The following is a 20997-nucleotide window of genomic DNA, read 5'->3' on the forward strand; positions in this document are numbered from 1 at the left end:
GGACGGTCAGGCGGTGGTGGCGGCCGTCGGCCGTCGTTCCTCCACCAGCCGGGCGACGGCCCGCAGGTCGGGCTGGCGCAGCACCAGGGGCGCCCGCAGCCGGACGCCGTACTCGGCCTCCAGGGCCTCCAGCAGTCGGGCGGCGGCGAGCGAGTTGCCGCCCGCGGCCAGGAAGTTGTCCGCCGGCCCGAGGTCGGCGCGGCCGATCAGTTCGCGGCAGAGCCGCAGCACGGTGCGCTCGGTGGGCGTGTCGCCGTCCTCGGTGTCCGGCGCCGCGGCGGCCCGCTCCTCCTCCAGGGCGAGCAGGGCGGCCCGGTCGACCTTGCCGTTCGCGTCCAGCGGGTAGGCGTCGACGATCCGGACGGCCGAGGGGACGGCCTGCTCCGGCAGCCACGGCCGCACCGCGGCGAGCAGGTCCTCGGCGCCGCCCGCCGGGGATCCCGCGGCGGTCTGGACGTAGGCGAGCAGGCGGGTGACGCCCGCCGAGGTCGCGGCGGCGACCACGGCCCGGTGCACCCGCCCGTCCCGTTCGAAGGCCGCCTCGACCTCCGCGGGCTCGATCCGCACCCCGCTGACCTTGACCTGGTCGTCGAGCCGGCCGTGGAACTCCAGGACGCCGTCGGCCCGCATCACCACCCGGTCGCCGGAGCGGTAGAGCCGGTCGACGCCCTCCACGCCGGCCGGCACGCCGACGAAGCGGCGGGCGGTCAGCTCGGGGTCGAGGTAGCCGGCGGCCAGGCCGCGGCCGCCGATGCGCAGTTCGCCGGCCTCGCCGCGCGGCACCGGCCGGCCGTCCGGGTCGGTGACCAGGACGACCGCGCCCGGGATCGGCAGCCCGATCGGCGGGGCGCCGGTGCCGTGGTCGCCGCCGGGCGCCATGGTGTGGACGGTGGTGGTGACGGTGGCCTCGGCGGGCCCGTAGGCGTTGTGGACGGTCGCGGTGACGTCCGGGCCCGGGCCGCGGCGCAGCCGGTCGCCGCCGACGGTGAGGTGACGCAGCGCCAGCCCCTGCGGCCAGGGCCGGGCCAGCAGGGGCTCGGCGAGCGGGGTGGGCAGGATGGCGGCGGTGATGCCGGCCTCGCGCCACCAGTCGGCGAGCGCGCCGGAGTCCCAGCGGACGGCCTCGGGGGCGACGACGAGCGCGGCGCCGGAGGTGAGGGTGGCCCACAGCTCCATCACGTGCGGGTCGAAGGCGACGCCGATCAGCAGGCTGTGCCGCTCGCCGGGGCCGAGGCCGGCCAGCTCGCGGTACCACTGGAGCAGCGCGCCGAGGGCGGGCTCTCCGACGGCGACGGCCTTGGGCGTGCCGGTGGAGCCGGAGGTGAGCACGGCGTAGTGGGTGCCGGCGGGGACCTGCACCTGCTCGCCGGGGACGAGGGCGACGGCGACGGGGGTGTCGCCGAGGTCGAGGTCCAGCGTCCGGTGCTCGCCCGCGGGCAGCAGCGCCGGGTCGCCGACCAGGCAGGCGGGCCGCAGCTGTTCGGCGACGGCCTGCAGCCGGCGCTCGCCGGGGCGGGGGCCGAGCGGCAGGTGGACGGCGCCGAGCTTGGCGGTGGCCAGGGTGACCGCGGCGAGCGCGGCCGAGTGGCCGAGGCAGACGCCGACGAGGTCGCCCGGGCGGACCCGGTCGCGCAGTTCGTCGGCCACGGCGTCGGCGAGGCGGTCGAGTTCGGCGTAGCTGTGGGTGCGGGCGCCGTCGATCAGGGCGGGGGCGTCCGGGGTGCGGTGCGCCCAGGTGGTGAACAGGTCCAGGACCGCACCGTCCTGGTGCGGACGGCCGTACCCGATGCTCAGGTTTTCCATCATCGTCTCCAGGTCTCGACGGTTCGTCAGTTCAGGCCCATGGCGCGGGCGACGATCACCTTCTGGACCTCGGAGGTCCCCTCGATGATCGTGGTCATCCGCACGTAGCGGTACAGGAACTCCAGCGGGTGGCCGCGCACCCAGCCGGTGGCGCCGTGCACCTGGAGCGAGCGGTCGACCGCGCGGACGGCGGTCTCGGAGGCGGTGAGCTTGGCGAGCGCCGCGTTCTCGGGCGCCTCGGTGCCCTCGTCGACGAGCCGGGCGCAGGCGAGGGTGAGCAGCTTGGAGCACTCCACCTCGGCCCGGGTGGCGACCAGGTGCTCCTGGACGTGCTGGTACTCGCCGATCACGCGGCCGAAGGCGCGCCGCTCGCGGGCGTACTCGAGGCCGACGCGCAGCGCGTACTCGGCGATGCCGTTGCACATCGCGGCGACGACCAGGCGGCCCCGGGAGAGGCTGTCCATGGCGAGGGCGGTGGCCGCGCCAACGCCCTCCTCGCCGCCGATCACGGCCTCGGTGGTGACGGTGACGCCGTCGAGCAGCAGCTCGAACAGCGGCTCGCCGGACATGCCCTCGTAGCGCTGGCCGAGGCGCAGGCCCGGCTGGTCCATGGGGAGCACGAAGGCGGTGGCGCCGGCGGTGGGCCCGGCGCCGTCGCCGAGGTCGGTGGCGGCGACGACCAGGGCGATGCCGGCGTGGCCGGCGTTGCTGACGAAGGTCTTGCGCCCGTTGAGCACCCAGCCGTCGGCGGTGCGCACGGCGGTGGTGGTGAGGCGGAACGCGTCGGAGCCGGCGTGCGGCTCGGTGAGGGCGAGGCAGCGGGTCTGCTCGCCGCGCACCAGCGGGACGAGGTGGCGCTCGATCTGTTCGGGCGTGCCGTGCCGCAGCAGCGGGCTGGGGCCGTCGGAGCCGGCCAGGGCGTACGGCGCGAGCGGGCAGCCGCTGCGTCCGGCGGCGTGGTGCAGCAGCACGACGGCGGTGAACGGCATGTCGGCGCCGCCGAGCTCCTCGGGGTAGTCGCCGGCGTAGAAGCCGAGGGCGGCGGAGCGCTTGCGGACGTAGGTCCGCAGGTCGGACGGGATCTCGTCGGCGGTCTCGGGGAGTTCGGCGGCCAGCGGGACGAGTTCGCGGCGGACGAAGCTCTCGAAGGCCTCGACGAGTTCGCGGTGGCCGTCTTCCAGGACGGCGGAGGGGGCGGTCACGGGGACGCTGCCTTTCAGTTCTGGCCGGTGAGGGCGCGGGCCTGGTCGGCCAGGACGGCGTGGCGGAACAGGGTGCGCAGCGGCGGGCGGCTGCCCAGGTGCGGCTCCAGCCAGGCGGCGAGCTGGGCGGCGAGCAGCGAGTGGCCGCCGACCTCGAAGAAGTGCGAGTCGGCGGTGAATCGGTCGTGGCCGAGCACCTCGCGCCAGGCCGCGGCGACCAGCTGCTGGCCGGGGTCGGTGAAGGCGCTGGTCGCGGCGGACTCGGGCTCGGGCTCGGCCGCGGCCTCGTCGGCGAGGCGGGCGAGGGCGGCGCGGTCGGGCTTGCCGCCGGGCAGGGTGGGCATCGCCTCGACGGCGGTCCAGGTGGCGGGGACGAGCCCGCCGGGCAGCCGCTGGGCGAGGGCCGCGTGCAGGGCGGCCTGGTCGGGGCGGTCGGCGCCCTCCAGGAAGCCCACCAGGCGGGGGCCGGACTGCGGGTCGGTGTGCAGGACCACCGCGCAGGAGCGGCCGCCGAGTTCGGCGGAGGCGGCGGCCTCGATCTCCTCCAGCTCGATCCGGTGGCCGCGCAGCTTGACCTGGTTGTCGGCGCGGCCGAGGAAGGAGAGCCGGCCGCGCAGGTCGCGGTAGCCGCGGTCGCCGGTGCGGTAGACGCGCTCGCCGCCGAGGGCGGGCACGGTGACGAAGCGGGCGGCGGTGGGCTCGGGCAGGCCGAGGTAGCCGTCGGCCAGCAGGGCGCCGCCGACGGCGAGTTCGCCGACGCAGCCGGCCGCCAGCGGGCGCAGCGTCTCGTCCAGGACGTGCAGGCGCACGCCGTCGAGCTCGGCGCCGAGCGGGATCTCGCCGTCCTCGGTGAGGTCGGCGGCGCCGACCTGGTGGACGGTGGAGGTGACGGTGGCCTCGGTGACACCGTAGGCGTTCAGCACGGTGGTGGCCTCGGTCAGCCCGGCCAGCGCGCGGGCGGGCAGCCGCTCGCCGCCGAGGACGAGCAGCCGGGGGTTCCAGCGGCCGTCGCGCAGCGCCTCGCGCAGGTCCTCGCGGACGGCGAGCAGGTAGCTGGTCGGCAGGTTGGCGACGGTGACGCCGCGGGCGGCCAGCACGGCGACCAGCTCGGGGCCGGTGGGGACCTCGCGCTGGGGCACCACCAGGGCGGCGCCGGCGCAGAGCGCGGGCAGCACCTCCTCGAGGGCCACGTCGAAGGAGGGCCGGGCGAACAGCAGCACCCGGTCGGCCGCGGTGAGCTCGTAGCGGTCGGTGATCGCGGCGACGTACCCGGCGAGCGCCTCGCGTCCGACCAGGACGGGCTTGGGCACGCCGGTGGAGCCGGAGGTGTGGATCAGGTAGGCGGCGCCGTCCAGGACGGCGGCCGGTTCGGCCTTGGGGAAGGCCGGGCCGTCCAGCAGGGCGGGGGTGACGCCCTCGACGGGCAGGGCGAGCGCGCTCTGCCGGGTGGCGAGCACCAGCGCCGGGGCGAGCCGCTCCAGGAGCAGGCCGAGCCGGGCGGCCGGGTCCTCGGAGGACAGCGGCGCGTACACGGCGCCGTGGCGCAGGCAGGCCAGCAGGGCGACGACGCTGTCGGTGCCGCGCGGCAGGACGGTCGCCACCGGCTGGCCGGGCTGCACCCCGGCGGCGCACAGCCGTTCGACCAACTGGTTGACGCGGCGGTCGAGTTCGCCGTAGCTGATGCGCTCGGTGCCGGCCAGCAGGGCGAGCGCGCCGGGGTCGTGGGCGGCGGCCGGGTCGAGACCGGCGGGCGTCACGGCGGTGGCGGGCGCGGCGGCCGGGGCGGGGTCGAGCGCGGCGAGCGGCGCGTCCGGCGCGTCGAGGTAGCGGCGCAGCAGTTCGAGCAGGCGCTCGGAGAGCAGGGTGGCCTCGGCCTCGCCGAAGAGGTCGGCGTCGTAGTCCCAGACCAGGGTCATGCCGGCGGCGCCGTGCTTCTCGCCGACCACCCGGCGGTCGTCGGGCAGCAGCACCAGGTCGAGGTCGAAGCGGGTGGTGCCGGTGTTGAAGCCCTCGTACAGCGAGACGTCGAGGTCGGGGGCCTGGACGTCCGGCAGGGCGGCGTCGTGCGCGCTGAACATGACGTTGAACAGCGGGTTGTCGGCGCCGCCGGTGTGCAGGCCGAGCCGGCGGGTCAGCTCCTGGACCGGCAGGTCCTGGTACGGGAGGGCGCGCAGCAGGACGTCGGTGACCTCGTCCACGGCCTCGGTGCCGGGGGCGGCCGGGTCCAGCCGCAGGCGCAGCGGGACGGTGTTGACGAACATGCCGACGGTGCCCTCGAAGCCGGCCGGGCGGTTGCCGACGGCGGTGCCGACGACGAGTTCGCGGTGGCCGCTGTGGCGGCGCAGCAGTTCGGCGAAGAGCGCGAGCAGGGTGCTGAACGGGGTGTGGCCGTCCTCCTTGCTGCGGGTGCGCAGCCGCTCGGCGAGGTCGGCGCCGATCGACTGGCGCAGCTGGCCGCCGCGGTGGCGGCGCACCGCGCCGGGCCGGGCCAGTCCGGGCAGGGTGACCTCGCGCGGGGCGTCGGCGAGTTCGCGCAGCCAGAAGGCGAGGGCGCGCTCGCGGGCGTCCGGGTCGACGGCGGTGCGCGCGTGCTCCTCGTACGAGGGCGCGGCGGGCAGCTCGTAGGTCTCGCCGAGGACGTGGGCTCGGTAGACGGTGAAGAGGTCGCGCAGCAGGATCGCGAAGGAGTGGCCGTCGTGGACGAGGTGGTGCTCGACGTGGATCAGCCGGTGGTGGTCGTCGCCGAGGCGGACGAGGTGCCAGCGCAGCACCGGCGCCCGGTAGGTGTCCAGCGGCTCCTCGGCCTCGGCGGCCAGCAGGGTGCGGAACGCGCCCTCCGGGTCGGCCTCGGCGGTGAAGTCGCTGCGGCGCAGCAGGGGTTCGCCGGGTGCGGCGACCCGCTGGCCGGGCAGCCCTTCGGCGCGGGCGACCAGCTCCAGGCGCAGGCCGGGGTGGTGGGCGAGCACGGCGGTCAGGCCGGCGTGCAGCGCGTGCTCGTCGAGGGTTCCCCAGAGGTCGAGGACGGCGGTGAAGTTGTACGCGCGACTGCCGGGCAGCATCTGCTCGTGCAGCCAGACGATCTCCTGCGAGGAGGAGAGCGGGAACATCGGGGACTCCCTTGTGTGGTGGGCGTGGTGGTACTGCGGTGGCGGGGCGGTGTGGGGTGGTCCGCCCCGGCCGGGGCCGGGCGTGCCGGGGTGGTGGCGCGGTCCGGCGGTCGGTGGCGTGAGGGTCCGGGACGGTCGGGGGTCCGTCGGGTCGGGTCCGGCGGGTCGGCGTTCAGGACGGTCGGGTCGGGGTCCGGGACGGTCGGGGTCCGTCGGTCGGTGTGCGGCGGCTCTCCGGTCGGGGTCGGGTCAGGCCGCGTGCAGGTGGCGGCGCAGCGTCGCCAGCAGGTCCTCGAAGGCGGCCCGGGCGGTGGCCTCCGGGAACCGTTCGCGGTCCCAGGCGAGCCTCACCAGCAGGTCGTCGCCGTGCGAGGCGGCGACGGCGAGCGGTGCGGCGAGCGGCCGCCCGGCGAGGTGGGTCTCCCGGCCGGGCACCCCGCCGAGCACCAGCGGCGGCCGGCGGTGCAGGTCCTCCAGGGTGAGCATGCCGTCCAGCGCGCCGGTCCAGGGCGCGCCGGCCGTGCGGGCGGCCCGGACCAGTTCGTCGAACGGGGTGTCGGCGTGGTCGAGGTCGTCCCACCAGGCGTCGGCGAGGTCGTCGAGGGCGGCGGCCCCGGGGTCGGCCGGGTGGACGAGGGTGTTGAGGAAGCAGCCCAGCACGGGCGGTGCGCCCGGCGGGCGGCCGCCCCACGGGTAGCCGAGGGCGAGCGGCCCGACCGGGCCGTGCAGCCGGTGCGCGGCGGCCGCGGTGGCGTCCAGCAGCGCGGGGAAGACGGCGCTGCGGGCGGCCCCCTCGGCGGCGGGCAGCCGGTGGCTGAGCATGCCGGTGGTGGGGGCGGCGCCACCGCCGGCACCGCTCAGGCCGCCGAGCCGGCGGCCCCAGTGGGCCTGCGCGGCCGCCCCGGCGGCGGCGTCCTCGGCCGCCAGCTGGCGTTCGACGGCTTCGCGGTAGCCGTCGAGGGCGGCCCGGTCCGGCGCGGTCGCGGGTGCCTCGTCGCGGGTGTAGGCCTCGGTGAGGTCGGCCGTCAGGATGCCGAGCGACTGCTCGTCGCAGGCCGCGTGGTCGACGGCGACGGCGAGCAGTTCCTCCTCGCCGTCCGGCTCCCGGGCCACCAGCAGGCGCAGGGCGGGCCCGTCGGCGGGCCAGTCCAGCAGGGCCTCGCGCAGGGCCGAGCGGGCGGTGCCGCCGGGGGCGACGGGGACCGCCCCGGCCGCGGCGGAGGGGCCGCCGACCCGGAGCACGGGCGTGCCGCGGACGGTGGCGAAGCCCCCGCACAGGGCGGGGTGCCGGGCCGCCGTGGCGGCGGCCGCGCGGCCCAGCCGGTCAAGGTCGAGGGTGCCGCGCGGGTAGGCGAAGAACAGCGGGACGACGTCGGGGCGGCCAGCGGCGGCCAGGCGGCGGGTGATCAGGAAGCGCCGTTGGGCGCCGGTGAGCGGGAGGAGGTCCGTCGTGGCGTCGGCGGCGGCGGAGCGGTACCGGGCGAGGTAGGCGGCAGTGATGCTGGCGGGCACGGAACGGTCTCCGGTTTCCGGTGTCGGTTCGGGTCGGGGTCAGGGGGCCGGGCGCGCGGCGGGCTCCTGCTCGGCCGCCCCGGCGGCGGTGGCGGACCCCGTGGTGGTGGCGGCCGGGTCGGCCGCGGTGGTCGCAGCGGCCCCGGTGGCGGGCGCGGCCGCGGTGGCGGCGTCGGCTCCGGTGTTCGGGTCGGCTCCGGTGGCAGCCCCGGTGGTCGCGGCGGCCCCGGTGGTCGGCAGGTCCCGCATGCCGCGCAGCGGTGACAGCAGCAGGGGCACCGGGACGATCAGGAAGCCGGCCGCGCAGAGCCAGAGCGCGGCGCGCGGCCCGGCCGCGTCGGCGACGGCGCCGCCGACCAGGGCACCGAGCGGCAGCGTGCCCCAGACCAGGAAGCGCATGGTGGCGTTCATCCGCCCGAGCAGCTCCGGCGGGCACAGGCTCTGCCGGAAGCTGACCTGGGCGACGTTGTAGGCGACCGCGCCGAACAGCACCACCGCCGAGGCGATGCCGAACAGCAGCACGCCCGCGCCCCGGCCGGACAACGGCCACAGCACCGCGAACGGCGCCGTCACCACGGTGGCCAGCCAGATCAGCCGGGCCTGGCCGACCAGGGCGGCCAGCCGACCCGCGCACAGCGCCCCGGCCAGTCCGCCGACGGCGGAGGCCGACAGCAGCGCGCCGATGGCACCCGGCGCCAGGTCGAGCACCCGCACCCAGAACACCGTCTGCACGGCGGCCAGGACGGCGCCGAACAGGTTGGACACCGCCGTGGCCGTGGCGATCGCCCGCAGCAGCGGGTGCCCGAGCACGAAGCGGACGCCCTCGGCGACCTCGGCACGCAGCGAGGCGCCCGGATCGGGCTCCGGGCGCGGCTCCTCGACCCGGATCCGGGCGAGCAGCAGCGCGGAGGCCAGGTAGCCGACGGCGTCGGCGACGATGGCGATCGACGCGCCGAGCAGTTGGACCAGCCCGCCGCCGAGCCCGGGCCCGACGACCTGGGCCGAGGAGCGGACCGTCTCGATCGCGCCGTTGCCCCCGACCAGCTGCTCGCGCGGCAGCACCGACGGCAGGAAGGACTGGTGGGCGACGTCGAAGAAGACCGTGGCCACCCCGGTGACCAGCGCCACCAGGTAGAGCTGGGCCATGGTCAGCACGCCGAGCGCCGCGGCCGGCGGGATCGAGCCGACGGCCAGGCAGCGCACCACGTCGGCGCGGATCAACACCGGCAGCTTGCGCATCCGGTCCAGCCAGGCCCCGGCCGGGAGGCCGACCAGCAGGAACGCTGCGGTCTCGGCGGCGGTCAGCAGGCCGACCTCGAAGGGGGTGGCGTCGAGCACCACCACCGCGACCAGCGGCAGCGCCACCAGGGTGACCTGACTGCCCGTCTGGGCCGCGGCGGCTCCCGTGAGCAGGAGCCGGAAGTCGCGGTGTCCGAACAGGCGGGTCGGGCTGGGGCTTGGCGTCTCGTTCATCAGTGCGACTCTCGGCCACCCCTTCACCACCGGGCAACCGCCGGGTCCGTTTCCGGACGAACCGGGGATCGGCCGGATCACGCCAGCCCCCCGAGCTCCGCCCACGACCCCGTGGCGGCCCCCGACGAACCCGCCGGACGCCCCGGGCAGCCCGTCTGCCAGCAGGAATCCGCCCGGCCGCGGCGAGCCTCGGCCGGGCGGCGGCACGTCCAGACGGGAGTCCGCTATCCGGGCATCGGTATTCCGGCCATCGGACGCCCCCGCTCAACTTGGCCGGATTACGTGAAGCGCCGACCCTCCGTCATCTGATCGTGATACCGGCCGCGCCGCCGCCGGCCGTCAAGGACTACAACCCACCGATTCCGCGGACGGCACGGTGACCTGCCCGAACACCCCGGCCGGGCGCCGCCGGCGGCACGCCCCGCCCGGCCCCGCCCGGTCCGTCCGGCACCGCCCGGTCCACCCGGCGCCGCCCGGTCCACCCGGCGCCGCTCAGTCCACCCGGCACCGCCCGGTCCACCCGGCGCCGCTCAGTCCACCCGGCGCCGGGTCACCGCCAGCACCGCCATGTCGTCGTCCCGCGGACCACCCACCCACCGCTCGACATCCGCCACCAGCGCGTCGACGACGCCCCGCGGACCGTCGAACGGACCGAGCGGCCCCAGCCCGTGCAGCGGCTCGTAGAACTCCCCCGCCGCGTCCCGGGCCTCGGTCACCCCGTCCGTCACCAGCAGCAGCGTCCGGCCCCGCGGGAACGGCCACGCCTCCGGATCCGGGCGCGCCACGCCCAGCGACCCCATGCCCAGCGGCAGCCCCGGGTCCGCGGCGTCCAGTCGGCGCATCGGCTCCCCGCCGCCCAGCAGATAGGGGCCGGGATGCCCGCAGTCCAGGGTGCGCACGACGTCCCCGCCCGGCGGGAACTCCACCAGCAGCGCGGTGATGAACCCCTCCAGCCGCACCTCCTCCGCCAGCAGGCCGCTCTCCCGCACCAGCGCGCGCTCCAGGCCGTCGGCCAGCGCCGCGAGGTCCGGCGCGCGGTGCGCGTCCTCCCGGAAGGCGCCCAGCAGCACCGACACCGCCCCGACCGCCTGCAGCCCCTTGCCCCGCACGTCCGCGATCAGCACCCGCACGCCGAACGCCGTCTCCTGGAGCGCGTAGGCGTCGCCGCCGATCAGCGCCTCGGTCTGGGCGGCGCGGTAGCAGGCCGCGACGGACAGCCGCCCCACCCGTGCCGGGGGCTCCGGCAGAACCGCCCGCTGCGCGGCCTCGGCCACCGAGCGCACCCGCTCCAGGCGTCGCCCGTACCGGTCCACCACGCGGTTCACCCAGACGCCGAGCAGGGCGGCGAACACCGTGTTCGCCAGCTCCAGGTACCCCGCCCGGGTGCCGATCGTCCCGTCCTGCACGCCCAGCACGAGGATGCCGGCCACGTTGGCGGCGCCCACCGCGAGGACGTCCCGCAGCGTCAGCAGCGCGCCGGCCAGTACGGCGGCGGCCGCGAGCATCGGATCGCCCCAGTAGTCGGCCGGGTCGAGCGCGTTCCAGACCAGCCCGGCGAGGATCAGGCACCACGGCGCGAACCGCACGTACGGCGGCCACTGCGCAGACCTCGGGCCCGGGGCCATCGGCGACCTGGCTTCCGTCTCGGCGACCATGCGGACATTCGGAAGATCTCCTTCCGATCGTAGGGCCTGTCCGAGGATTCCCGCCGGGCGTGCCGCACCGGGGCCCGGCCCGTGCGCCGGGCCGGCCGCCGTCCGGGTGACGCCGGGCGGGGCGGGTGGGCGGGCGCGGCCGGCGGGGGCGGACGCGACGGGCGGGCCGGGCCCCGGCGCCCGCCGACCCGGGTCAGCCGACCCGGGTGAGCCGGGTGCCCCGGACCGGCGCCGGGTCCGGGGAGGGCACGGGGGCCGCGGGGGCGTCGACGGCCGCGGGGCGTTCCTGGTCGGCGCGGTCGGGGCCGGCAAGCAGGATGGAGCGCTGCAGCCGCCGCAGTCCGGCGGAGGGCTCCATGCCCAGTTCCCGGACGAGGGTGTTGCGCAGGCGCTGGTAGGCCTCCAGCGCCTCGCCGCGCCGGCCGGAGCGGTGCAGGGCGATCATGTACTGCCCGTGCAGGCTCTCATGGGTGCGGTAACGGTCCACCAGCACGGTCAGTTCGGCGAGCAGCACCCGGTGCCGGCCCAGCCGCAGGTCCGCCTCGATCCGCTGGTCCAGCGCACAGAGCCGGGTCTCCTCCAACCGCTTCGCCTCCACCCCCAGCTGACCGCCGAGCGGGACGTCGGCGAAGGCCGGGCCGCGCCAGTGGCCCAGCGCCTCCGCCAGCTGCCGGGCGGCGAGCGGGAAGTCCCCGCCGTCCATGGCGCGGTAGCCCGCGCCGGCCAGCCGGTCGAACTCCTGGAGGTCGACCCGCCCGCCGTCGCTGTTCAGCCGGTATCCGCCCGGCAGGGTGGTCAGGACGTCCTTGGCGCCCAGCCCCGCCGGGGTGTCGCAACTCCGTTCCAGCGCACGGTCGATGAGGTCGCGCAGCTGGAGCACGTAGGTCTGCACCGTGGTGCGCGCACTGCGCGGCAGCCGGCCGGACCACAGCTCGTCGGCGAGGGCGCGCGCCGGCACGACCTGGTCGGCCCGCAGGGCCAGCAGGGCGAGCACCTGGCGCGGTTTCGGCGCCGACGGCACCACCGACTGCCCACAGACCCGGACCTCCAAGGCCCCCAGCACCCGGATCTCCATGATGACCACCCCTATCCAGACGGATCGGCGACCCCGACGGCCACCGGCCGGCCGGTACTCCGCCGCCGTGCGACCGGCCGGCCGCGGGGGTGGAGCACCCGCCGCACATCCAAAAACAGGACGGGCGGTTTGTCAATACAAAACCGAACGCGCTGTTTGGTTTTGAACGGAGGATCGGCCCCCACAGCACCCGAAGCGGGCGGGGAAGACTGGGGCGCAGAGAGCAGCGGGGTCGCCGGGGCGGCGAGCGGGAGGCGCCGGGGCGGCGGCCGGCCTCAGCCCTCGACGCCCGCACGAGACGAGGCCAGTTCGGCCGCCACCCGCCCGCCGCGGTCCGCCGCCAGGTCGAGGGTGGCCAGCACCCCGGGCACCGCGATGCTCGGCATCAGGTGCTGGTAGAGCGCCGCCACCCGGCGCTCCAGGTCCGCCCGGCCGGACATCTTCTGGGACTGGATCTGCACGCCCGTCCAGGCTCCGGTGACCAGCCAGGCCGTCTCGTCCGGCTGCACGTGCGGCAGCAGCTCGCCCCGCTCGCCCGCCGCCGCCAGCACGGCCTCCGCCCGACTGATCCACCCGGGGGCGGCCCCGCCGCCGAGGTCGCCGAAGTCGTCCTGGCCGAGCGAGAGCCGGGCCCCCGCACTGAGCAGCGGGTCGCGCGGCATCAGGTGCGCCACGACCATGCCGAGGTCGACGAACTCCTGCAGCTTGCAGTGCCGTTCGGGGATCTCGTCACTGCCGAACTGCTCCTCGACGACACCCTGGGCCAGCTCCCGCTTCGACGCGAAGTGGAAGTACACCGCGCCGCGGGTCACGCCCGCGCGGGCGACCACCTCGCCGATGGTCGCCCCCTCGTACCCGTACTCGTCGAAGACCGAGGCCGCCGCCTCCAGGATCAGCCGACGCGTCCGGACCGCCCGTTCCTGCCGCACCACCGCCACCACCCCGCCCGCAACGCTCGGCAAACAAAACCAAACACCCCGTATCTTACCCGCCGGTCAGTCGCCGATCCCTCGAGGCGGAGTCGCGTCCACCACCCCGGGGTGGGGGAAAACCGCGTGGACGGTATGGGACTCCCAAGCGACCGGCGCCACTCCGCGGGACGGCAGAGACGGAGGACGCCCCCTCACTTGCGGTCGCCCTTCACCCGGAACACCCTTTCGTGATAATGAACCTGTCACGCGATCCACACCCACTCCCCCGCAGGTCAGGACAGGTGAACCGACCCCCCGGCCGAGGCCTGCGACCACCGGCCGCCACTCCGAGCCACCGCGCGGGCACGCTCGGCCGCCAACGAACCTTCGTTCGGGCGCCTTGAAAACCAAACCGGAAGGTACGTATCTTACGAGCCCTGAGCAGCCCACCCCGCCCGTCACGGCCTTCCGGAGCGCTCCCATGACTCTGCTTGCCTACCGCGCCCCCGCCGACGCCCGCGCCACCGGCGCGACCCCCGGCAGCACGCCCGGCCTCACCGCCGACCCGGCCGCCCCGGCCGGCGAGACCGCCCCGGCACCGCGCCTGACCACGACCGTTGCCAAGGAGTACGTCCACCGGGCCTGCCACGCCGAGGTCTTCCTCACCGGCAGCGAGCAGTTGAACGAGACCACCTTCACGGTCAGCGCCCAGTGGCCGCGCGCCCACACCTTCTTCAGCACCCCGGACGGCACCCACCACGACCCGCTCCAGGCCGCCGAAACGATCCGCCAGGCCGGCATCTACCTCGCCCACACCCGGTTCGGCGTGCCCCTCGACCACAAGTTCATGATGTGGAACCTCGACTACACCACCCGCCCGCGCCACCTGTTCATCGGCTCGACGCCCACCGACCTCACCATCGAGGTCAGACTGGTCCCGCGGGCCCGCCGGACCGGCAGCACCGTCGACTTCACCCTCAACACCATCCTGCGGCGCGGCCCCCAGCCGGCCGCCGCCGGCCACGCCCGGTTCACCACCGTGCCCGACTCCACCTACCGGCGGCTGCGCGGCGCCCGCCGCGAGGCCGACCGGGCACCGGCACCCGCCGTCACCACCGAGCCGCTGCCCCCCGGGCGGGTCGGCCGGCTCCGCCCCTGCGACGTCGTGCTGACCCCGGCCGACACCCCCGCGACGTGGCACCTCACCCCCGACCTGCGCCACCCGATCCTCTTCGACCACGCCAACGACCACATCCCCGGCATGGTCCTGCTGGAGGCGGCCCGCCAGGCGGCCAACGCGCTCGTCTCACCGACCACCGTCACCCCGGCCTCCGCCGCCACCACCTACCACCGGTACGCCGAGCACGACGCCCCCACCACGATCACCGCCCGCCACACCCCCGGGCCCGACCAGGACGCCATCACCACGACGGTGAGCGGCTACCAGCACGGCGAGCCGATCTTCACCACGGTCCTGACCGGCCACGCCGACGGGCACTGACCACCCCGGCCGGGAGGGGCGCACCGCCCGCCGCGACCGCTCCGTACCCGCCCGACCTCCCCGGCGCCGCCGACGGCCCGCCCGGCCGTCCGTCCCCTCCGGCGCCCCCGACGGCCCGTCCGACCTCCCCGGTCGGACGGGCCGTCGGCGCATCGGGGACGAACCCCCGCCACGGACTGGCACCGGGCGAACGCCTGCGCGAGGATGTCAGCCCTTGGATCCACTGTTACCGGGAGTAGACAGTGCGTGAAGTCGCTTCGCAGCAGAACGAGTTGATCAGACTGGCCAACCGGCCGGGCACCGACGACGCCCCCGGCAGGGAGGGGCGCACCGGCGGCCGGAGCGTACGGGTCCGGGTACTGGGGCGGCACGCCCCCGGCTCGCTGCTCGGCCACGACTGGCTGGACTGCGAGATCACCGTGACCGCCGACGCCGCCCGCGGGCACTTCGTCACACTGGTGACGCGACGTCAACTCCTGCACTGGGAAGCATCGCTGGAACGCCTCGCCCGGGGCGAGGCAGTGCGCTGGCTGGACGAGGAACACGGACCGGAGCTGCGCATCGAGCCCGGCCGGCCCGGCGGCGTCTGGGTGACGGTCTCCGACGCCGAGGAGTCCGGTGTCACCCTCCGGGTCGTCCTGTCGCCCGCCCCCGGCTGGCTGGACGAGCAGCACGCCCTGCTGGAGAGCGTCCGGGAGGCCTACCCCTCGGAGGTGGTCGAGGTCGCCCCCGGCGTGCGGGCCTGGCGCGGGCGGCGGGCCGACACACACTGACCGACAAGCACTGATCGACACGTACTGACCGACCGTCAACCACCGGTGGCGGGGACGGGCGGGTGACGGCCTCGCCCGCCCCCGATAATGGCGTCATGATCGACAAGCAGCTCCGCGTCGTGCTCGCCGAGGACTCCGTGATCCTCCGGGACGGAATGGTCGAACTCCTCACCGCACGCGGCTGTGCCGTGGTCGCCACCGCCGGGACGGCGCCCGACCTCCTCGCCGCCGTCACCGGGCACCGGCCCGACGTCGCCGTGGTCGACATCCGGATGCCCCCCACCCACACCGACGAGGGCATCCGCGCCGCCGTCGAGATCCGCACGGCCGCGCCCGAGGTCGGGATCCTGGTCTTCTCCCAGCACGTCGAGACCGCGTGGGCGGCCCGGCTGCTCGCCGGTGGAGCCTCCGGCATCGGCTACCTGCTCAAGGAACGCGTCGCCCGCACCTCGGAGTTCGTCTCCGCCCTGCAGCGGGTCGCCGCCGGCGGCACGGCGCTCGACCCGGAGATCGTCAACGGGCTGCTGCACGGCGGGCGGCGCAGCCGGGTGGACGCGCTCACGCCGCGCGAGCGCCAGGTGCTGGAACTGATGGCGCAGGGCCACTCCAACCGCTCGATCGCCGGCCTGCTGGTGGTCTCGGAGCGGGCGGTGGAGAAGCACGTGGCCGCCGTGTTCACCAAGTTCGACCTGCCGGCCACCGACGCCGACAACCGCCGGGTCAAGGCCGTCCTGACCTACCTCGCCGAGAGCGGCGGCTGAGGGCGTCCGGCGCGGGGCGTGGTCCGGCACGCACCACGGGTGCGGGTCCGTCGCGGATGCGCGTTCACCACGGGTGCGGGTCCGTCACCGACACGGGTTCGTCACAGACGGACGGGCAGTTCGGCGGTGACGGTCGTCGGGCCGCCCGGCGGGCTGTCCACGCGCAGCACGCCGTCCACCGCCGAGAGCCGCTCCGCGAGGCCGGCCAGCCCCGAGCCGGCCGTCGGCGCGGCGCCCCCGCGGCCGTCGTCGTGCACCGACAGCCGGACCCGCCCGCCGGTCGAGCCCGCCGTCAGCTCCGCCGCCGTCGCGCCGCTGTGCTTGGCCACGTTCGTCAGCAGCTCGGCGGCGCAGAAGTAGACGGCCTGTTCGATCGCCTCGTCGGGCCGCTCCCGCAGGTCCAGCCGTACGGTGACCGGCACCGGCGACGTGGCGGTCAGACCGGGCAGGGCCTCCGCGAGGCCGCCGTCCAGCGCTACCGGGTGGATGCCCCGGGTGAGCCGGCGCAGACCGCCGATGGTGTCGTCGGTCTGGCGGCGGGCCCGGTCGACCAGCGTTCGCAACCGGGCGGCGTCCGGCACCCCGGCCCCGGCGGTCCCGGTGATCCCGTCCGGGACGCCGGTGAGGCCGTCACCCGCCGCGCCGGTGCCCGGGGCCGCCGCGCCCAGGGCGTCGTCGGCGAGCGAGAGGGTGATGGCGAGCGCGACCAGCTGGGCCTGGGTGCCGTCGTGCAGGTCACGCTCGAGGCGGCGCAAGCGGTCCGCGTTCTCCGCCAGCAGGGTGGCCCGGGCGGCCCTCAGCTCGCCCACCCGTTGCTGCGAGCGCACCGGGCCGAGCAGCAGCCGGGCCAGACCACGATCGGCGGCGCTCACGCCGCGCAGTGCGGCCGGCGCCGCGGCCAGCACCGCGAGCCCGACCGGCACCGCCGCCACGTCCAGGAGGTCCACCGCCCTCGGCCCCGGTTCCAGCAGCCGCACCCAGAGCGGGAACCCCGTCAGCCAGAGGGCCGCGAGCGGCAGACCGACCACCACCAGGAAGCCGAGCACCCCGAGCGGCAGCCGCAGCAGCAGGTAGAGCAGGGCCCGCCAGGCCACCGGATCGGCCAGCACCGCCCCGCCCCTGGCGAACACCCCGGATCGCCGGGGCCGTGCCCCCGGGGCGGGCACCCGCTCGGCGAGCAGGCGCCCGACCAGCCGCCGGTGCAGCCCGCCCAGCCCGCGCGCGCCGAGCAGCGCCACGACCACGAACGGCAGCCCGACCACGGTGAGCGAGAGCAGCGCGCCCGCGTAGAGGACGGCGACGGCGTACACCCCGCCCAGCACCCCGATCGGCAGCCCGAGCAGCGCGAACGCCACGTCCCCGCCCCGCGCCGACAGGTACCGCCGTCGTTCGGCCACCAGCCACCTCACCGCGCCTCACCACTCCTCACCGCTTCCTCGGCCCACCATCGGCGAGCCGACCCGCCGCGCCGCCCGCCCTCACTCACTCCCGCTCACCGCCGACCGCCTCCGGCACCCGGCCGCCGACGGCGCGCAGGCCGGTGCCCAGGATCCCCGGGACGGTCAGCGCCGCCGCGCCCGCGAGGACCCAGGCGCAGGCCGCGACCGGCACCGCCGGCACCACCGAGCCGGTCACCGAGCGGGCGAAGGCGCCCGCGGCGGTGGCCGCCACCGCCGAGCCGAGCAGCACACCCACCACGGTGGTCAGGACCGCCTCGACGGCCAGCATCCGCAGCAGCTGGCGCCTGGTCGCCCCGACCAGCCGCAGCAGAGCGAACTCGCGGCGCCGGTCGGCCGTCAGCGCGACCAGCGTGTTGACGGTCGACACCGCGGCGAAGCAGACCAGCATGCCCAGTTCCGCCCCGCGCAGCCAGACGTCCGTGGCCCGGGTGACGCCGGTGGCGATCCCGGCCGCCCCGGCCGCCCGCTCCGCGGTGCTCGTCATGATCAGCATGGTGCCCGACAGCCCGACCAGGAGCGCGACCGGCACCACCGCGGAGGACGACCGGGCCGCGTAGCCGCGCAGGTTGGCGTCGGCCAGCCAGCCCACCCGCGGGGCGAGCACCCGCACCGGCGCCCCGAGCGCGGTGGCCAGGACCCGGGCGGCGAGCGGCCCGAGCAGGGCCAGCCCGACGAGCAGCACCAGCGCGCCGAGCATCGTCGCCTGCCCCGCCTTGTCCACCTCCCCGGGGGCCCTGGTGGCCGCGAGCCTCAGCAGCAGTGCCCCGCCCCCGAGCACGGCCACCCCGGCGAGCAGCCGCAGCACGCCCGTGCGCCGCTGCCCGGCCGTGTCGGCGGTCAGCGCCGCGGCCGGGGTGGGGCGGGTGATCCGCCGGGCCCCGAGCGCGGTGGCGGCCAGGCCGACCAGCAGCGCGATGCCCAGCGCGACCGCCATCGCGACCGGCGCGCCGGGGATCCGCAGGCCGGGTGCGGCCATCCCGCGCCGCTGGAGTGCGCTGAGGAAGCCCCGCGCGGCGAGGGCGCCGACCGCCCACCCGGGTGCCGCGACCAGCAGGACCGTCGCCGTGACCTGCGCCCGCAGCAGCCGGCGCACCTGCCGCGGAGTGGCCGCGACGGTGCGCAGCAGGGCGAGGTCGCGGAACTGCTGACGGACGGTGAAGCCCAGCGCGTTGACCACGACGAACAGGGCGACCAGCACGGCGATCTCGCCGAACGCCCCGGCGATCAGCATCACGCCCGGGCCGTCGACGGGTGCCCGGGAGACCGCGGGCGGGGCGGCGGCCTGTGCGGCGACCAGCGAGCCGAACAGCGTCAGGGTGGCCACCGCCAGCAGCAGCGCCACCGCCAGCCCGACGAACGAGGCCGGCCGGCGCCGGATCTGACCGACGGCCAGGGGCAGGACGGTACCCATCGCGCTCACCCGCCCAGCCGGGCGAGCCGCTCGGCGACCCGTCCGGGACTCGGCCGGTCGAGTTCGTCGACGAGCAGTCCGTCGGCCAGCAGCAGCACCCGGTCCGCGTAGCCGGCGGCCACCGGGTCGTGGGTGACCATCACGCAGGTGCGCCCGTCCTCGTCCACGCCGGCGCGCAGCAGGTCGAGGACGTCGTGGCCGGTCGCCCGGTCGAGCGCGCCGGTGGGCTCGTCGGCGAACAGCACGGCGGGCCCGGTGACCAGGGCCCGGGCGATCGCGACCCGCTGCTGCTGCCCGCCGGAAAGCTGCCCGGGCCGGTGCCGTTCGCGCCCGGCCAGCCCGACCCGGGCGAGCGCCTCCAGCACCCGGGCCCGCTCCGGCGGGGCCCCGGCGAGCCGCCCGGGCAGTGCCACGTTCTGCGCGACGGTCATCGCGGGCATCAGGTTGAAGGCCTGGAACACGAAGCCGACCCGGGTGCGGCGCAGCGCGGCGAGCCGCCGCTCGGGGAGCCCCGACACCTCCGCCGCACCCCACCGGACGGAGCCCCGGGTGGGGCGGTCCATGCCGGCGAGGCAGTGCAGCAGGGTCGTCTTGCCGGAGCCGGAGGGGCCCATCACGGCCGTGAACGTGCCCGGCGCGAAGGCCACCGTGACCCCGCGCAGCGCCCTCACCGCGGCCGCGCCGCGGCCGTACTCCCGGTGCAGCCCCTCACCGGTCAGTGCCGCGTCCGCGGCCCCGTCCCGTGCCGCCCCGACGGCGGCTGTCGTCATTCCGTTCATGCCCTTCATCCTGGGCATTCGGGGCGGGGGGATCGATGGGGCCGACCCCCGGATCCGGGGTTCGGGAAACCGAACCCCGGGTGGCCCGGCGGCTCCGGGCGGTGCCGCGCGCGGTGCCTCGGCCGCCTCGGGCCGCGCCTCAGGCCGCGATGAGCTCGCGCAGGTCGATGCCGCGGTGCAGGGCGCGCAGGTCGGCGTGGAGCGTGGACGGCGGCACGGCGAGCACGCTGCAGCGCGCCCGGCTCAGGCAGTGGCGGGTGACCGATCCGCGCAGCAGCCGGCGCAGCGTGCCCCGAGCGGCGCCCTGCCGGCCGGTGCTGATCACCAGCAGGTCGTCCGGGCGGTCGGCGAGCGCGGTCAGGGTCGGGCCGGCCTCGCCGCGCAGCACCAGCGGCTCCACCCGGACGCCGACCGGCAGGCCGCCGAAGGCCTGGTCGAGCGCGCGGTCCAGGCGGGTGCGGGCCGCCTCCTCCCAGGCGCGCAGCAGCGGCGGGCACGGCTGGGCGCGGTAGTTGCGCTCGCCGCCGACCGGGGTCCAGGCGAACACCGGGACGAGGACGGCCTGCCGGGCCCTGGCCTCCTCCGCCGCGCGGTGCAGGGCGGTGAGGCTGTGCAGCGAGCCGCTGACTCCGACGATGACGCGTGCGCCGTCCGACATGATCCTTCGCTTTCAGGTGTCCAACTCAGCCAATGTCTGCGAATAGATTGGCACACTTCACGCGCAGCCTGCAAATCCAAGGCTGAGGACGTTTTCGACCTTGCATCGCCCGAAGTGCCGACCCACCCCTCCCCCGGATCCCCGGAACCGGGCCCGGGAGCCGGACCCCGCACCCCGGGACCCCGACTCAGAAGCCGCGAACGGCCGCACCCCCGCGCAACAGGGCGAACGCCTCGACCGTCTCCGCGACGGCCACCCGGCCGACCTCTTCGACGCCCTCCCCCGCCGCGAGCCGGGACCAGGCCGCGTGAGCCAGCACCTGGCGGACCGCCGAGTACTGGGCGGCGACCAGCCGGGCGGCCGTGCTCCCGTCCGGGTCCAGCGCCTCGGCGAGCGCGCGGGTGTCGGCGGCGACGTAGTCGAGCAGCGCCGCGGAGAGGCTCGGCGTCTCGTAGACCAGGCGGAGGAAGGCGAGCACCTCGGGGTGGTCGGTCAGCCCGGTGTTGGGGTCGCGGGCCGCGAGGCCGTCCAGGTGGTGGCGCTCCAGCGCCTCCAGCGGGCTGAGGCCGGCCGCGCGGTCCCGCACGACCCGGCCGGCCTCGCCGAGGTGGTCGGCGAAGCGGTGCAGGACCAGCTCCTCCTTGCTCCCGAAGTAGCGGAAGAGGGTGGGCTTGGACACCTCGGCGGCGGCGGCGATCTCGGCCACCGAGACCTGGTCGAAGCCCCGCTCCAGGAACAGGGCGATGGCGACCTCGGCGATGGCGCGCCGGGTGCGCTGCTTCTTGAGGGCCCGCAGGCCCGTCTCGGACTCGCTCGTACTCATGCGCCGATCATAACCGGGAAACGTTTGTTACTCGGTTGCTTTTGTTACTCGGTTGCTGTTCCATGGAGTCCATCGACGGAGCACAGCGACGAC

General features: G+C 76.4%; 16 protein-coding genes. 3 read left to right on the plus strand and 13 right to left on the minus strand.

The window, feature by feature from the left end; translation table 11 throughout:
- Positions 1 to 6: 6 nt before the first annotated feature.
- The 8 genes from ACIRS1_RS24825 to ACIRS1_RS24860 all read right to left on the minus strand — a co-directional run bounded on the left by ACIRS1_RS24825 (position 7) and on the right by ACIRS1_RS24860 (position 12789).
- Complete coding sequence (locus ACIRS1_RS24825; protein WP_402843487.1) at positions 7 to 1803, minus strand: AMP-binding protein; 1797 nt, start codon at positions 1801 to 1803, stop codon at positions 7 to 9.
- A 26-nt stretch (positions 1804 to 1829) separates the two neighbouring features.
- Positions 1830 to 3005, minus strand: a complete 1176-nt coding sequence (locus ACIRS1_RS24830) for an acyl-CoA dehydrogenase family protein (RefSeq protein WP_402843489.1) — start codon at positions 3003 to 3005, stop codon at positions 1830 to 1832.
- A gap of 14 nt (positions 3006 to 3019) precedes the next feature.
- Positions 3020 to 6112: an amino acid adenylation domain-containing protein gene (locus tag ACIRS1_RS24835; RefSeq protein WP_402843492.1), complete on the minus strand. Its 3093-nt coding sequence runs from the start codon at positions 6110 to 6112 to the stop codon at positions 3020 to 3022.
- A 249-nt stretch (positions 6113 to 6361) separates the two neighbouring features.
- Positions 6362 to 7624, minus strand: coding sequence for a non-ribosomal peptide synthetase (locus ACIRS1_RS24840; RefSeq protein WP_402843495.1), 1263 nt, complete (start codon positions 7622 to 7624; stop codon positions 6362 to 6364).
- A gap of 39 nt (positions 7625 to 7663) precedes the next feature.
- Positions 7664 to 9097, minus strand: a complete 1434-nt coding sequence (locus ACIRS1_RS24845; protein WP_402843498.1) for an MFS transporter — start codon at positions 9095 to 9097, stop codon at positions 7664 to 7666.
- A gap of 530 nt (positions 9098 to 9627) precedes the next feature.
- Complete coding sequence (locus tag ACIRS1_RS24850; protein ID WP_402843501.1) at positions 9628 to 10752, minus strand: PP2C family protein-serine/threonine phosphatase; 1125 nt, start codon at positions 10750 to 10752, stop codon at positions 9628 to 9630.
- A 193-nt stretch (positions 10753 to 10945) separates the two neighbouring features.
- Positions 10946 to 11827 (minus strand): BTAD domain-containing putative transcriptional regulator, encoded by an 882-nt coding sequence (locus ACIRS1_RS24855; protein WP_402843503.1) that lies wholly within the window; start codon positions 11825 to 11827, stop codon positions 10946 to 10948.
- A 275-nt stretch (positions 11828 to 12102) separates the two neighbouring features.
- Positions 12103 to 12789: a ScbR family autoregulator-binding transcription factor gene (locus ACIRS1_RS24860; protein WP_360205993.1), complete on the minus strand. Its 687-nt coding sequence runs from the start codon at positions 12787 to 12789 to the stop codon at positions 12103 to 12105.
- A 430-nt stretch (positions 12790 to 13219) separates the two neighbouring features.
- On the opposite strand from ACIRS1_RS24860, the gene ACIRS1_RS24865 reads away from it, so the two are divergent.
- The 3 genes from ACIRS1_RS24865 (at position 13220) to ACIRS1_RS24875 (ending at position 15773) form a co-directional block, all read left to right on the plus strand.
- The gene (locus ACIRS1_RS24865) at positions 13220 to 14239 is read left to right on the plus strand and encodes a ScbA/BarX family gamma-butyrolactone biosynthesis protein (protein WP_402843506.1); all 1020 of its coding nucleotides are present in this window, start codon (positions 13220 to 13222) and stop codon (positions 14237 to 14239) included.
- 242 nt (positions 14240 to 14481) lie between these two features.
- Positions 14482 to 15012: a DUF5959 family protein gene (locus ACIRS1_RS24870; protein WP_402843509.1), complete on the plus strand. Its 531-nt coding sequence runs from the start codon at positions 14482 to 14484 to the stop codon at positions 15010 to 15012.
- 95 nt (positions 15013 to 15107) lie between these two features.
- Positions 15108 to 15773, plus strand: a complete 666-nt coding sequence (locus ACIRS1_RS24875; RefSeq protein WP_402843512.1) for a response regulator — start codon at positions 15108 to 15110, stop codon at positions 15771 to 15773.
- A gap of 101 nt (positions 15774 to 15874) precedes the next feature.
- On the opposite strand, the gene ACIRS1_RS24880 is transcribed toward ACIRS1_RS24875, so the two are convergent.
- The 5 genes from ACIRS1_RS24880 to ACIRS1_RS24900 all read right to left on the minus strand — a co-directional run bounded on the left by ACIRS1_RS24880 (position 15875) and on the right by ACIRS1_RS24900 (position 20904).
- Positions 15875 to 17182, minus strand: a complete 1308-nt coding sequence (locus tag ACIRS1_RS24880) for a sensor histidine kinase (RefSeq protein ID WP_402843514.1) — start codon at positions 17180 to 17182, stop codon at positions 15875 to 15877.
- A 73-nt stretch (positions 17183 to 17255) separates the two neighbouring features.
- Positions 17256 to 18644 carry an FtsX-like permease family protein gene (locus ACIRS1_RS24885; protein WP_402843517.1) on the minus strand — a complete coding sequence of 463 codons (1389 nt, stop codon included), beginning with the start codon at positions 18642 to 18644 and terminating at the stop codon, positions 17256 to 17258.
- Between the two features lie 5 nt (positions 18645 to 18649).
- Positions 18650 to 19414, minus strand: a complete 765-nt coding sequence (locus tag ACIRS1_RS24890; protein ID WP_402843769.1) for an ABC transporter ATP-binding protein — start codon at positions 19412 to 19414, stop codon at positions 18650 to 18652.
- A 148-nt stretch (positions 19415 to 19562) separates the two neighbouring features.
- On the minus strand, positions 19563 to 20081 hold the full coding sequence (locus ACIRS1_RS24895) for a universal stress protein (protein ID WP_360206011.1): 519 nt from the start codon (positions 20079 to 20081) through the stop codon (positions 19563 to 19565).
- Positions 20082 to 20268: 187 nt separating this feature from the next.
- Positions 20269 to 20904: a TetR family transcriptional regulator gene (locus ACIRS1_RS24900; protein WP_360206013.1), complete on the minus strand. Its 636-nt coding sequence runs from the start codon at positions 20902 to 20904 to the stop codon at positions 20269 to 20271.
- Positions 20905 to 20997 lie beyond the last annotated feature (93 nt).

It is taken from the genome of Kitasatospora sp. NPDC101176 (genome assembly GCF_044768035.1).
GTDB lineage: Bacteria > Actinomycetota > Actinomycetes > Streptomycetales > Streptomycetaceae > Kitasatospora.

What these genes read in the sequence shown, in the direction of transcription:
- ACIRS1_RS24855 (WP_402843503.1), bottom strand. Translation starts at nt 11,827, where the DNA reads ATGGAGATCCGGGTGCTGGGGGCCTTGGAGGTCCGGGTCTGTGGGCAG.
- ACIRS1_RS24845 (WP_402843498.1), bottom strand. Translation starts at nt 9,097, where the DNA reads ATGAACGAGACGCCAAGCCCCAGCCCGACCCGCCTGTTCGGACACCGC.
- ACIRS1_RS24890 (WP_402843769.1), bottom strand. Translation starts at nt 19,414, where the DNA reads ATGACGACAGCCGCCGTCGGGGCGGCACGGGACGGGGCCGCGGACGCG.
- ACIRS1_RS24825 (WP_402843487.1), bottom strand. Translation starts at nt 1,803, where the DNA reads ATGGAAAACCTGAGCATCGGGTACGGCCGTCCGCACCAGGACGGTGCG.
- ACIRS1_RS24900 (WP_360206013.1), bottom strand. Translation starts at nt 20,904, where the DNA reads ATGAGTACGAGCGAGTCCGAGACGGGCCTGCGGGCCCTCAAGAAGCAG.
- ACIRS1_RS24865 (WP_402843506.1), top strand. Translation starts at nt 13,220, where the DNA reads ATGACTCTGCTTGCCTACCGCGCCCCCGCCGACGCCCGCGCCACCGGC.
- ACIRS1_RS24885 (WP_402843517.1), bottom strand. Translation starts at nt 18,644, where the DNA reads ATGGGTACCGTCCTGCCCCTGGCCGTCGGTCAGATCCGGCGCCGGCCG.
- ACIRS1_RS24895 (WP_360206011.1), bottom strand. Translation starts at nt 20,081, where the DNA reads ATGTCGGACGGCGCACGCGTCATCGTCGGAGTCAGCGGCTCGCTGCAC.
- ACIRS1_RS24875 (WP_402843512.1), top strand. Translation starts at nt 15,108, where the DNA reads ATGATCGACAAGCAGCTCCGCGTCGTGCTCGCCGAGGACTCCGTGATC.
- ACIRS1_RS24835 (WP_402843492.1), bottom strand. Translation starts at nt 6,112, where the DNA reads ATGTTCCCGCTCTCCTCCTCGCAGGAGATCGTCTGGCTGCACGAGCAG.
- ACIRS1_RS24850 (WP_402843501.1), bottom strand. Translation starts at nt 10,752, where the DNA reads ATGGTCGCCGAGACGGAAGCCAGGTCGCCGATGGCCCCGGGCCCGAGG.